General features: G+C 53.4%; 13 protein-coding genes. 7 read left to right on the top strand and 6 right to left on the bottom strand.

The window, feature by feature from the left end:
* Entirely contained in the window at positions 1-1,038 is a 1,038-nt protein-coding gene (locus tag HCZ99_RS09370) for an AAA family ATPase (protein ID WP_167446655.1), read from the bottom strand.
* A 79-nt stretch (positions 1,039-1,117) separates the two neighbouring features.
* Between HCZ99_RS09370 and HCZ99_RS09365 the strand changes: the two genes are divergently transcribed.
* The 5 genes from HCZ99_RS09365 to HCZ99_RS09345 all read left to right on the top strand — a co-directional run bounded on the left by HCZ99_RS09365 (position 1,118) and on the right by HCZ99_RS09345 (position 4,777).
* A complete protein-coding gene (locus HCZ99_RS09365; protein WP_368484245.1) occupies positions 1,118-1,732 on the top strand; it encodes a DUF1285 domain-containing protein in 615 nt (204 codons plus the stop codon).
* On the top strand, positions 1,732-2,376 hold the full coding sequence (locus HCZ99_RS09360) for a CoA pyrophosphatase (RefSeq protein ID WP_167446653.1): 645 nt from the start codon (positions 1,732-1,734) through the stop codon (positions 2,374-2,376). The genes HCZ99_RS09365 and HCZ99_RS09360 overlap by 1 nt, the downstream gene beginning before the upstream one ends.
* Before the next feature lie 23 nt (positions 2,377-2,399).
* Positions 2,400-2,690 carry a hypothetical protein gene (locus tag HCZ99_RS09355; protein ID WP_167446652.1) on the top strand — a complete coding sequence of 97 codons (291 nt, stop codon included), beginning with the start codon at positions 2,400-2,402 and terminating at the stop codon, positions 2,688-2,690.
* Between the two features lie 111 nt (positions 2,691-2,801).
* The gene (locus HCZ99_RS09350; RefSeq protein WP_167446651.1) at positions 2,802-4,130 is read left to right on the top strand and encodes a CCA tRNA nucleotidyltransferase; all 1,329 of its coding nucleotides are present in this window, start codon (positions 2,802-2,804) and stop codon (positions 4,128-4,130) included.
* Positions 4,127-4,777, top strand: coding sequence for a GDSL-type esterase/lipase family protein (locus HCZ99_RS09345; protein ID WP_167446650.1), 651 nt, complete (start codon positions 4,127-4,129; stop codon positions 4,775-4,777). Before HCZ99_RS09350 ends, HCZ99_RS09345 begins: the two co-directional genes overlap by 4 nt.
* Before the next feature lie 48 nt (positions 4,778-4,825).
* On the opposite strand, the gene HCZ99_RS09340 is transcribed toward HCZ99_RS09345, so the two are convergent.
* From HCZ99_RS09340 to HCZ99_RS09320, 5 genes are all read right to left on the bottom strand, one after another.
* Positions 4,826-5,185 carry a hypothetical protein gene (locus tag HCZ99_RS09340; protein ID WP_167446649.1) on the bottom strand — a complete coding sequence of 120 codons (360 nt, stop codon included), beginning with the start codon at positions 5,183-5,185 and terminating at the stop codon, positions 4,826-4,828.
* A gap of 139 nt (positions 5,186-5,324) precedes the next feature.
* Entirely contained in the window at positions 5,325-7,145 is a 1,821-nt protein-coding gene (locus HCZ99_RS09335) for a GGDEF domain-containing protein (protein WP_368484244.1), read from the bottom strand.
* Positions 7,146-7,384: 239 nt separating this feature from the next.
* Positions 7,385-8,350, bottom strand: a complete 966-nt coding sequence (gene xerD / locus HCZ99_RS09330) for a site-specific tyrosine recombinase XerD (RefSeq protein WP_167446648.1) — start codon at positions 8,348-8,350, stop codon at positions 7,385-7,387.
* An 11-nt stretch (positions 8,351-8,361) separates the two neighbouring features.
* Positions 8,362-10,335 (bottom strand): antifreeze glycopeptide, encoded by a 1,974-nt coding sequence (locus HCZ99_RS09325; RefSeq protein ID WP_167446647.1) that lies wholly within the window; start codon positions 10,333-10,335, stop codon positions 8,362-8,364.
* Between the two features lies 1 nt (position 10,336).
* Positions 10,337-10,474: a hypothetical protein gene (locus HCZ99_RS09320; protein ID WP_167446646.1), complete on the bottom strand. Its 138-nt coding sequence runs from the start codon at positions 10,472-10,474 to the stop codon at positions 10,337-10,339.
* A gap of 445 nt (positions 10,475-10,919) precedes the next feature.
* Here HCZ99_RS09320 and HCZ99_RS09315 point away from each other — a divergent pair, with 445 nt between their 5' ends.
* Both HCZ99_RS09315 and aroB read left to right on the top strand, forming a co-directional pair.
* Positions 10,920-11,531 carry a shikimate kinase gene (locus tag HCZ99_RS09315; protein WP_167446645.1) on the top strand — a complete coding sequence of 204 codons (612 nt, stop codon included), beginning with the start codon at positions 10,920-10,922 and terminating at the stop codon, positions 11,529-11,531.
* A 4-nt stretch (positions 11,532-11,535) separates the two neighbouring features.
* A complete protein-coding gene (aroB, locus tag HCZ99_RS09310; protein ID WP_167446644.1) occupies positions 11,536-12,651 on the top strand; it encodes a 3-dehydroquinate synthase in 1,116 nt (371 codons plus the stop codon).
* Positions 12,652-12,696 lie beyond the last annotated feature (45 nt).

The raw sequence follows: 12,696 nt of genomic DNA, 5'->3' as shown, positions 1-12,696 counted from the left end.
TTAGCCCTCCTGAAGGTGGGCAAGCGCGTTGGTGATCAGGCTTCTTGCGGTATATCCTTCTGCACGTGCGCCATATGTCAGGCCAAAACGGTGGCGTAAGATGGGCACGGCCAACTCGGCGACGTCTTCGATTGACGGTGCAAACCGACCATGCAGCATCGCACGAGCCCGACAGGCCAGCGACAGCGCCTGTGCCGCACGTGTGCCCGGCCCCCATGCAACATTATCGCGAATATCGGCCATTGATGTGCTTTCCGGGCGGCATTCCCGGCACAGCGAAATGATGACATCAAGGACCCGGTCCGGCATTGGCAGGCGGCGCACGAAATCCTGGGCCTCGGCCAGATCATCGGCCTGAAGAACTTGTCGTGGCCGGGCGGGATATCGCCCGGTGGTTTCGGTCACAATTTTGCGTTCTTCGTCCGCACTGGGATAGGCCAGCCGCACTTCAAGCAAGAACCGGTCAAGCTGTGCTTCGGGAAGGGGATAGGTCCCTTCCTGCTCTAGCGGGTTTTGGGTTGCCAAAACATGGAACGGTTCGGGAAGTTTGTGGCTGTATCCGGCAACCGATACTTCGTGTTCTTGCATTGCCTGCAAAAGTGCAGATTGGGTGCGGGGGCTGGCACGGTTGATTTCATCGGCCAAAAGAAGCTGGCAAAACACCGGCCCCTTGATAAAGCGAAAGGCGCGCTTGCCGTCGGTCCCTTCTTCAAGAACTTCGGAGCCCAGGATATCGGCGGGCATCAGGTCTGGGGTGAACTGAATGCGCTTGTCCAAAAGGCCAAGAACCTTGCCCAAGGTATGGGCCAGTAATGATTTACCAAGACCGGGTGCGCCGACCATCAAAACATGGCCGCCAGATAAAATTCCGATAAGTGTTTGCTCTACGGCGTCATTCTGCCCAAATATAATGGATGAGACCATTTTGCGGGCTTCGGCCAGTCGTGCGACACATTCATCCAGACGCGCGGCGTCGCGTGCAAGGCTGCTATCTTGGGATAACCCGACTTCTTCGGGGAAACGTGGCGCGTTTGTCATGACGGGAAAACCTTGCTTCCTCTGTTGCAGTGCAATCGCTGACCAGATCAAGGAACGCAAATGAATTCACATAACGACGATGGGAAACATCCGGTTCCGGATTCAACTGTACAGCATGAGCAATAACGAAAAAACCACAGATCTCGCCGAAAAGCTTTGGACACGCCTACGCGGTCAGAAAACCGGCACTGGGCGCCACCCGCAGATTTGCGGCGATATTCCTATGTCTATAGGTCGGGACGGCACTTGGTTCTATCAAGGTGGCCCGATTGGCCGGATAGAGCTAGTGAAACTTTTTTCTTCTGTATTACAACGCGATGAAGAAGGCGGACATTGGCTGGTTACGCCAGCCGAAATGGCCCGGATTGAAGTCGAAGACGTCGCCTTTATTGCCGTTGAAATGCAAAATTCCGGCACTGGCCGCGATCAGGTGATCCGATTCCGTACCAATATCGATCAGTGGGTCGAATTGGATGCGGACCACCCGCTTCGGGTGGAACATGATCCAGAAACAGACGAACCGTCGCCATATGTCATGCTGGAACGGGGACTTGAAGCACGCCTGAACCGGGCAGTATTTTATCAGCTTGTTGAATTGGCCGAAGAAATCGTTGAACCTGACACCGGTATGATGACGGTCGGTGTGTATAGTCACGGACAGTTTTTTGAAATTGGCCGCATGGAGGCGGTTTAATGACGCCAGACGAAATCATCGCGGCACTCCGGGCTCCACGCCACGACATCGTTCAGCGCATTGGGGACCATGCCGTTGATTATCCCGGATCAAAATCACGTGCGCGCGCCTTTGCCGAGGGCGAATTGATCGCGCGACCAGCAGCGGTTTTAGTGCCGCTTGTGAAACGCGATGATGGACTGCATGTGATTTTAACCCGTCGCACAGATCATCTAAGTGATCATGCGGGGCAAATCAGCTTTCCGGGTGGGCGACAAGAACAGTTTGATGCCACCATCGAAGAAACCGCCTTGCGCGAAACTGAAGAAGAAATTGGTCTTGCGCGTCATCACGTTGAACTGATTGGCCGTATTGATGACTACTATACCGTCACCGGCTATCAGGTGACGCCGGTGATCGGGCTTGTTACACCGCCTTTTGATCTGGTACCAGATGATCATGAAGTGGCTGAAGTGTTTGAAGTTCCGTTGGAATTCATCCTCAACCCGAGTAACCAGAAACTGCAAACCGTGACCTTTGAAGGTGCACGGCGGCGCTATTTTGCGATCCCGTACCGGGAATATTACATCTGGGGGGCGACAGCCGGAATGCTGGTGAATTTCAGCGAAGTTCTGCGCGCGTCAAAAACCGAGATGCAAACATAAATGACGTTCAGGGATAAAGCGTAATGCTAAGACAAATCATCCAGATTGGCCTGCCCCTGATATTGCCGTTTGTCATCTATGGCATTTGGCTGAAATTCGCGCGTGCCAAGGCCATCCGCGAAGGTCACGACATCGTCCCACCCTGGAGCAAGGGCCCATGGTTGTTACTGTTTGGGGCAGGGGTTGCGTTAACCGCGGCCATCCTGATTTACACTGCCCTCGGTACAGGTGCGTCACCTGATTCGGTTTATCACGCGCCTTCATTGGGTGACGGCGGGGTTGTTGAACCGGGCTATTTCGAACCCAAGAAATAAGCAAACCCATCATGTTCTGGTCGGAGGCTGCGTTTCGCGGTATTGAAATGCATCATTTAAATGCGTGCAGGCCCCGCACATCCCATGGACATTAAGCATCAAGACCTTGCGATGACAGTATTGGAAGCAACCGGCAGATTACGGCCCTATGGCGTCATGGTCGCGCCAGATACGGCACGCGTATTTGATGCCATCGAACAACATGGCGGGCGGGCACGTTTTGTCGGCGGTGTCGTACGCGATGCGTTGCTGCGTCGTGATTTGCATGATGTTGATATGGCCTGCGACCTAAGCCCCGAAGAAACCACAGCCGCCCTTGAAAAGGTCGGCATCCGCGTGGTGCCAACCGGGATCAAGCATGGCACTGTCACGGCAATTACCGATGGGGGGGCATATGAAATTACCACCCTGCGGATGGATGTTTTAACCGATGGCCGCCATGCCGAAGTCGCCTTTACCGACAACTGGCTTGAAGATGCCAAGCGTCGCGATTTTACGTTTAACGCGATCTATTGTGATCTGGACGGGACGCTGTATGACCCGTTTGATGGCCAAACGGATTTGGGCGATGGGCGTGTGCGGTTTATTGGTGTTGCTGAACACCGCATGGCCGAAGATTACTTGCGCATTTTGCGGTTTTTCCGTTTTCAGGCATGGTTTGGTCGCCCACCAATTGATCCGGTCGGCGCGGAAGCTTGTCGCAAGGGTGTTTCGGGGCTGCTGGATATTTCGCCTGAACGCATTCGCGATGAAGTTCTGAAATTATTGCGCGCCAAAAGCCCGGCCGGCACGGTTGGCGATATGATCGGGTTTGGAATTTTACCCGCAATCTTGCCGCAACTCAGCCACGTTGCAAATCTTCGAATCATGCAATGGCTTGATAGTACCGCCTTGGCCGATCCCGCCATTCGTCCCGATCCTTTGCGCCGATTAGCCGCTCTTTTTAAATCGCCTGATGATCTTGATGACAGCGATGTTAGCGCTAACATCGCCGAAGAATTCGCACGGTCTTTGCGGCTATCGAATGCCGAAGTTGATCGTTTTAGCGCGATGATTTCCCATGCCCCCTTGATTGAGGCCAATCTTAACCCTGATACCGTCCGGCGTGATTTGTACCGAATGGGGGCGGACCGTTTTCGCGACGCGACCCTTTTGGCATGGAGCATGCGCGCCGCTGTCCCGCCGCGCTGTTCGCAAGATGAAAACAAGGCGTGGCAAAACCTTGTGACCATGGCGGCCAATTGGCAACCGGTATCTTTGCCAATCCAAGGGCGCGATATTCTGGCGGCAAAGCTTGTACCTGCGGGACCGAAAATGGGCATCTTGCTAAAGCAGGCCGAAGAATATTGGCTGGATCGCGGCTGTGAACCGGATCGGGATGAATTGATGAACTATCTTGCCAGCCATCCATTGGTGGCCAGCGAACGGGAGACACAATGAGCGACGCTAAAATTGGACATCGTATTTGCTGTTTTGGCGACAGTTTGGTCAATGGTGTCCGGGACGGGGAAAAAGGCGGCTGGCCGATGCGGTTGGGACGCCGGATGTTGGCAGAGGCAAAGCGCGATGTCACCGTCTATAACCTCGGTATCCGCGCTGAAACGACCGAAGGCCTCAAAGCCCGTTGGAAGTTTGAGGCCGGGCTTCGCATGGTGCCGGAATTTCCGTCTGTGTTGGTGTTTGGTTTTGGTGTGCATGATGCCAACCATGCCGAGGAACGCGGCGAAGAAACATCGATGCGTGTTTCCCCGGCATCATCGGCCGCCAATGCCGCCGAAATCATCGGAGAAGCATCCAAACTGGCGACCACGCTTTGGATTGGGCCGCAGGCGGTAATTGATGGCGGAAAATCCAGCCGAGAAATCAATGAACGCCTTGAAGGGCTCAATCAGATTTATCTGGAAACCGCACGTGGCTTTGATGTGCCGTATCTTGATCTTTTAGATACGACATTGCGCGATGAGACTTGGCAACGCGCTTTGCGCCGCGGGGATGGTTATCACCCCGATAAAGTCGGCTATGACTTGCTGGCGAATTTGATTTGGGATTGGGATGGTTGGAAGCGCGCAGTTGATTTGATCGACTAATCGACTGTTTGACTGATTCTTGCGGCCACTAGGCACTGTACAAAATAGTTAGGCGTAAATATCGATATATTGCCCGCGCGCACTGGCGATATTCGTTTCACCGGCATTGGCAAAACCCGTCTGCGAATAACCGTTGGCGGTGGCATCTTCAAAACCGTTTTCAAGAACCGCGTTGCTAAGCTGGTCACTGGAAAACTGTTTTTGCTGCTGGCGGTCCTGTTCATAGGCGCGGACAGCGCGCGCGATTTCTTCATCAGACGTGACAGCTTTTTGATTGTTCTTATCAACAATCTGGTCGTTTTGCTGTTGGTTCTGATCTTGTTGCGGCTGCTGACGCGGTGCAATCGGCCGTGCTGGCCGCACCGGGATCATCTGCTGCAGATCGGACGAAGAAGAAACGCTTACCATCGACAGGACATACTCGTTTAAGGAACGGATATTTCGCCGGGATATTAAACGCAGCGTAGATAAAGAAAAGCTTTATTTTGCCGATTTCAGTGTCTTATAGCGGTTGCGTTTTTGTCCGTAACTGCGCCAATCGCTACCGTTAGGTTGATGCTTGGGAAGGATTATCGGGCACATCCGGGCTTTCGTAATATGCGCTGGCAAAACGCGTCGGGCTATTTTTGGCGGTGGTTTTTAGTTTGGCTGCTGCAATCGACACATGATCAAGGGTTATGTCGCAGCGTTCTGGTGGAATGCGAACGATGGCGGCACTGACACTCATCAAATCAAAACGGGCTTCGATGCCATCTCGGCCCTTACCGGTTAGGTATCCAGCTTCGCGTGTTTCTGCGTCATAGAAACTTTTGATCTGTTCATCAAACATCGACTGCACACGTTTAACCGCGGCAACCGCCTCTTCGAAATCAATCGACTGCACATAGGCAAAGAAATCGTCGCCGCCGATATGGCCGATGAACCAGTCATTTTGGCTCAGCACCTTGCCAAGGATGTCCTTGAACAACAAAATTGCCCGGTCGCCCTGACGAAACCCATAGCGGTCATTGAACGGTTTGAAGTTATCGAAATCAAAATAGACGGCAAAACGACGCTTTCGCGTATTGGATAAGGCGTTCGCCGCATATCGATAAATCGCACTATTCCCCGGCAGGCGCGTCAGCGGATTTTCATCGCGCGCGTTCAAGGTATTGCGTTCATTCACCGCATGCAAAAGTGCACTTTGATCCAAAACCCCCAGATACTGACCATTTTCCGTCAGGATAACGCCATCAATGGCATTGGTATTGACGAAGGTCTCGAGAAGTTCAGAAAGGCTGGTGCGGATATCGGCGATGGGGCATCGGTGTAAAAAGCGTTTGATATTGGTGCGGTTGGCCGGGTTTTGCAGCAATTCACGCCCGAACGGGGTGTAGATAAACGATTTGAATTCAGAATCGCGCACAACGCCGAGCGGTTCACCATTCTGATTAACCACCGGCACCAGCGAAATATCCGGGTTGTGCTGAAAATAGGTCAAGATATCCACCGGGTTAATGTCACTGGTCAGGGCCGGTGTATCAAGAAGGTAAGATCGCACAACGTCGTCGTCACGTTGGGTTTGACGGCGATTGTCAGCGGCAAGGTCAGCGGCAATTTGGATGGCATCGGTTTGTTCGGGCAGTTCCGTTGACGGATGGGCCAGAAAGAACCCCTGAACAAGGTCACAGCCAAGCCGTCGGCAACACAGGAATTCTTCGCGTGTTTCAACCCCCTCGGCGACGACCTGTGCGGCGATCATGTGGGCGAAGGCGTTGATTTGCGTGACAAACAGTTCCTTGCGTCGGTCGCGGTCAATGCCATCAATAAAGAACCGATCGATTTTGATGATATCGGGCTCGCATTCATAGATCGCGCGCAACTGGGCAAAGCCGCTGCCGTAATCATCAATGGCAATCTTAAATCCCTGACTGCGATATCGAACCAGAATATCTTTTAGATACTGCGCGTTGCTGATGTCGTGCCGTTCGGAAATTTCCAGAAAGATCGTATCGCGCTCAAGCCCGGCATCGGACAGGAGTTTGGCGGTTTGGCCGGGTTGGTAGTCCTCGGTTTTGATGACGCGATTATCGAAATTGTAAAACAGTTTAAGGCGCTTGGCCCCCGGAAGGCGGGCAAACTTCTTAATCGCTTTTTCGCGCAGCATCATATCAACGCTGTGCAGGTTACCTGTTTCCCATGCGGTATCAAACAGGGCTTGAATGGATGTAAATCCGGCACTTTCCCAGCGACGCAATAAGGCCTCATAGCCAAATACGTGGCCTGTATGCGGACTGACGATGGGTTGAAAGGCAAAGTCGACCTTGTCGACGACCTGCTGCCAGTTGCGAAGCATCACCGGTGTGGCGGCGGCTGTATTAAATGTCACTGCGTTGTCTGCATCAAACGCCAATGCAGTTCCCCGATTTGCCAAAATGTTCTTCTTTTCCCAACACGGCGGTAGAGTCAGTTTTTGTTAGATTTGCTCTAGCTTATATTTGGCAACAACTTGATGACAGTCGGGTTACGGGTTTATGACAACCGCAGAAAACGTGCATTTTTTTGTGAAATGATCGTGGCCACCCTATACGGGTGGCCTAGACAAATATCGCCGACCTATATCGGGTATTAGGCTTTGTTGATGTGTGCCAACGGGTGATGTTCCTGCACCAGTCCACGTAGCCGTGACTCGAGAACGTGGGTATAAATCTGGGTGGTCGAAATATCTGAATGGCCCAGCATTTTTTGCAAACTACGTAAATCTGCACCATTGGCCAAAAGGTGACTGGCAAAGGAATGGCGTAAAACGTGCGGCGAAACGCGTGATGGCGCGACCCCCGCATCAACCGCCAAGTCTTTGATCATTTTAAGGAACATTTGCCGGGTCAAGTGCCCGGTTTTCCCCCGTGATGGGAAAAGGTATGAGGATTGACCCGGCCGGTCAGCCTGTCCTTCGGATTTGTCTGATGGAATAAAAGCATCGCGGACATCAATGTAATCACGCAACGCATCACGCGCCGGATCGGACAGGGGCACCAAACGTTCCTTATTGCCCTTGCCTTTCACGATCAACATTTGCGGATCGCGGGCGGCGGCGGCAAAGGGCAGCTCAACCAATTCCGAAACACGCATCCCCGTCGCATACATCAGTTCGACCATCGCCAAAAGACGTTTGCCTTTGATCCCCGGATGATTGGATGCGGCGACAATCAGGCGATCAATTTCATCGATTGTCAGGAATTTCGGCAAAGTCTGGCCTTGCCGCGGACTGTCGATATTGGCCGATGGATCCTCGGTACGATATCCGTCGGAATAGAGAAACTTATGAAACTGCCGCACCGATGAAAGCCGCCGCGCCTGTGTGCGTGGCGCAAGCCCCGCCGCCCCAAGTTCGGCCATGTAACGGCGCATATCACCATCGGCAGCAGTGAGGGGATCGGATTTGCGGGCCTTTAATGACGCAACGTAATCTTCAAGGTCCCTGCGATAGGCATCAAGCGTGTGGGGGCTGGCCCCACGTTCCGCTGCCATCATTTCAAGAAATGCCGAAATCAGCGAACTGCTTGGTGCCTTTTTCGCAGGGGCTTGTGTCATGGTGTGTGCCGTTATTGATCCGAGATCAAAAGCAGTTCCGTTGCCAATTTCCGGGCATCGGCCGTCAGACCCAACATGTTAAGCGCCGCAACCGTATCGGTCAGTGCCTTTGGATCGGCATTTTCCATGGTTGCAACTTGTTGTGCCTGAATGGCCAAAATCGCGGTTTTTGCGGTTTCGTCGTTGCGTGCCGCATCAATCATCTGATGGGTAACAGCACTGCTGACCGTCATGCGTTGTTCGGCATATGGTGCGACGAGCAGGCTATCCCATGCCCCATCTGGCACTTCGATCCCGAACCCGTAAAACAGGTTGTAAACCAGCTCGGCGGTGCGTTTTGCGGCGTTCCGGTCTGCCCGCGCGGCTTGGATTTCTTGCCACTCGGTCATGCGCGAACGGTGATCGGTCAATGCCTGCAAGTCGACGGCACGTGTTGGCTGTGCCGGGGCTTGGTTGATCGCCCCACCAAGGCCAAAGCGCGGCTTGGCGATGACGTCTTCATTGACCTGAACCGAAGCACTTTGTTCATCTGGCCGTGGTGAGCCAGTGTCTTCAAGCCCGGAAATTGCCAAAACCGGATACAGAAGGCTCAAGCGTGATGAAATGTCATTGCCCGGCGTTGCCGATGATTTCGCAACCCGAAGCCAGGTTGACGCGCGTTCCATATTATTGGCCGCGATGGATGTCTTAAGGGCGGTAATGGCAAACCACGAGAAATCGTTATTGACCGGAATGTCATCAACAAGCGGGGCGCCAAGGCGGGCAGCTTGAAGGAAATCACCATTGATTTGGGCGGTTTCAAACAGGGAAGCGAGAATTTCCGCACGGGCGGCAGGTACATCGGTGCGCAACGCTGCCTGATAAAGCTTGGCATATTGACGGCCCTGAACGCTTTCGGCAGCATCATCAAGCGCATCTTCAAGGTCACTTTCCTCGAATTGAACGCCGCGATAAACCTCGGCGAGCTTGTCTGCACTGATCAGGCCAAGTTTTTCAGCCTTACGGGCGGCTTCAAGGCGTAAGTCAGTCGGTGTCGCAGCCGCATTTGTCAGGCCGATAAGGGCTGCGGCATTGCCTGATTCAATCTGACTTGTCGGGATGGATTGTTTGGCGATTGCCAACAGCGCAATATCAATCGGGCGCAAATCCGTCAAAAGGTCGGGATCAACCGCCGAACCATTGCGAATGGCGGAAACCAGACCAAAGAATGTTGCGTCGTTTTCACCGCCCATTTCCCGGACCAGATCGACCGAGAATGCCGCACCCGCAGGATCATTGGCATGAAGCGCGCACATGGCAGCAGCTTTCAGCCAGAACATTTCTTCAAAGCTTGCGCTATAGCTTTTAATCGCGTTGCAGGCTTCGTCGATCCGCCCACCAATCATAAGGGCGTTTACTTCGGCCTGTGCCAGCATCGAACCGCGTGATCCTTGAGGGGTTGCACGCACCAGATCAATCGCACCATCAAGCGCGCCCATATTAATCAGTTTGGCAACGCGGGCTTCAAGAAGGCTGACTTTGCCGGTGTTGTCTTCTGGCAAAGCCGCAATCGACAGCAACAAGCGTTTTTGCAAATCGCGTGCGGTATGGGTTGCCGGTGTCGCCGGAAGGTTGGTCACCAGTTGGGCGGCAGATCTGCGCGATGTGCCGGTCCACATATCGGTACCAAGCCCACCATTCGACGGGCCAAGCGTTCCGACAGCCTCGGCATCAACCGCCTGAAGGGTCAGTGACTGAACCGCATTTGGGTCCGACGGGAAACTGTCGGCAGACGATCCGGAATTAAACCCGCGCTGGCCATTTGTGCTGTTGGCCGATGGGGAACGGGTGTCAGAACGGCCGGTCGCGTCCTGTTGGGCTTCCTGTTTTAAAAACAGCGGTACCGGTGCACCGTTTTGGGCATTGGCGGGCGCGGGTACAAGCCCGGTTCCCGTCATCATTGCCAGCAAACAGGTCTGCAGTAATAGGCGGGAACGAAATGCCATTTTAATTGAACCTCGAATTCGGGATGGTTTCTTGGATCTGGGTGGTGGGGGCCGGGATATCCCAAGTGATGAGGAATACGGCGCCGCCGACGATGATGGCCAGAACCAGCAGCAGAATAATGCGCGTGATGATCTTCATTTTAATCCAGACTTCGATGCGTTTATGCGAATGACGCGTCTACCAGTATGCTGACGACGTAGAAAGATGCAAGTAACGCAAACAATCACTCCATCGCGCAGGAAAAACCCTGCGTGTGGTTACATGTGATTGCCCGGTTTTGCGTCATCCATTACGCGATACCAGCTTGGTTTCAACGCGGTGGATGACATTCTATTTCGGCAACTTCATGGCAGTATAGGGTCCTGTTCCTCACAGAGCGTTAACAGAAAAGCCCGAAATGAGATTTGTCTGATCAGTCGCGGTGCGTGCGCCGTAAAAGTGAAATCGGTCATTTTGCCGGGTATTTTAAGCGGGAATTTGTCGCAAAGAACGTGCGGTTTACTTGCGTTTGGGGCTAAGCTGCCCTAAAGAATTATATATATTTTGTTGAAACCAGATGAACTTACAGGACTGCAAACCGAACATGGAGAGCAACATTGCCGAGTCGGGTTTGCACGAAGACGTGATTGCCAAAATCCGCAAAGGCCTTAACGGCCGCGCCTTGGTGTTTATTGGCCTGATGGGGGCTGGAAAAAGCTGCATCGGCCGGATGGTCGCCAAGGAATTGAAGCTGGATTTTGTCGATGCCGACCGTGAAATAGAAGAGGCCGCTGGCTGTTCAGTTGCTGATATCTTCAAGCTGTATGGCGAAGACGCATTTCGCGATGGCGAAGAACGCGTGATTGCCCGGCTGCTTGATAGTGATCAGATTGTCCTCGCAACAGGCGGCGGCGCGTTTATTCGTGAACGCACCCGACAACTCATCCTCGAAAAATCTGTATCGGTGTGGCTGCGCGCCGATCTTGACCTGTTGTTGCAACGGACCAACGGACGGAGCCACCGACCGTTGCTGAATCGTGGTAACCCGCGCAAGATTCTCGCAGATTTCATCGAAACCCGTTACCCGGTCTATGCTGGGGCTGACATCGTTTTTGATTGTGACGAACGTTCCAAGGAAGACACCTGTGTCGCCGTCCTTGAGCTTTTGGCGCAGTCGTTTGACGATGATGGTAATTTGATCAGAACAGGAAGCTAACGAAGTGAGCAATCACGACACTCTTCGCGTTGAACTTGGCGCGCGCAGCTATGACATTCTTGTGGGCAGCAACCTTTTGGCTGATACCGCCAAATACATTGCGCCGTTCGTGCGAAAAGCAGGCGTTGTCGTGATCAGCGATGCGACCGTGGCGGAAAAACATTTGCCGACCGTTCTGGCATCGCTTGACGGGGCCGATATCGCGCACCGCGAAGTTATCGTGCCGTCCGGCGAAAAATCCAAAAGTTTTGCTGTGTTCGAAGATGTCGTCGAACAGATTTTGGCGATGGGCATTGAACGGTCCACCGTGATTATCGCACTTGGCGGTGGGGTCGTTGGGGATCTGGCGGGCTATGTTGCCGCATCCCTTTTGCGCGGGCTTGATTTCGTGCAAATCCCAACCACCCTGTTGTCTCAGGTTGATAGCTCGGTCGGTGGTAAAACCGGCATTAATTCCAAATCGGGCAAGAACCTTGTTGGCGCTTTTCATCAGCCGCGTTTGGTGCTGGCTGATACGGCGGTGCTTGATACCTTATCGGCGCGCGAAATGCGGGCCGGCTATGCCGAGGTGGCCAAATATGGCCTGATTGATGATCCGGAATTCTTTGCATGGCTTGAAGAAAACGGGCAGGCGGTCATTGAAAATGATGGGCCGGAGCGCCGTCAGGCGGTGATCAAAAGCTGTGCGGCAAAGGCGCGTATCGTATCCGAAGATGAACGCGAAGGCGGCAAACGTGCGTTGCTTAACCTTGGTCACACATTCGGTCACGCCTTCGAGGCCGAAACCGGATACGGCCAAAAATTGCTCCATGGCGAGGCGGTTTCGATGGGCATGGTAATTGCCCATGACGTCTGTGGTGCGATGGGCATGGCCCCGGCAGGTGAAAAAGACCGCATCGTTGCCCATCTGAAATCTGTTGGTTTGCCGGTGTATGCGTCCGAAGTTGCGGGCATGCATTGGGATATCGACAAGGTCATTGGCCATATGTCGCGCGACAAAAAGGTCAGCGATGGCCAGATCACCTTTGTCATGACGCGCGGTATCGGCAAGGCCTTTACATCCAAGGCAATGGATGTTGAAAAAATGCGTGCGGCGATCACCCGGTCTTGCCGCGGTTAAGCATCGCGGGATCAAGGCGATCTTGGATTTGGGTTCTGACTGTGG

The organism is Thalassospira lucentensis, assembly GCF_011806425.1.
GTDB classification, from domain to species: Bacteria; Pseudomonadota; Alphaproteobacteria; order Rhodospirillales; family Thalassospiraceae; genus Thalassospira; species Thalassospira lucentensis_B.
The sequence above is the reverse complement of the archived record's forward strand: the minus strand, read 5'-3'. Positions and strand labels throughout refer to the sequence as shown.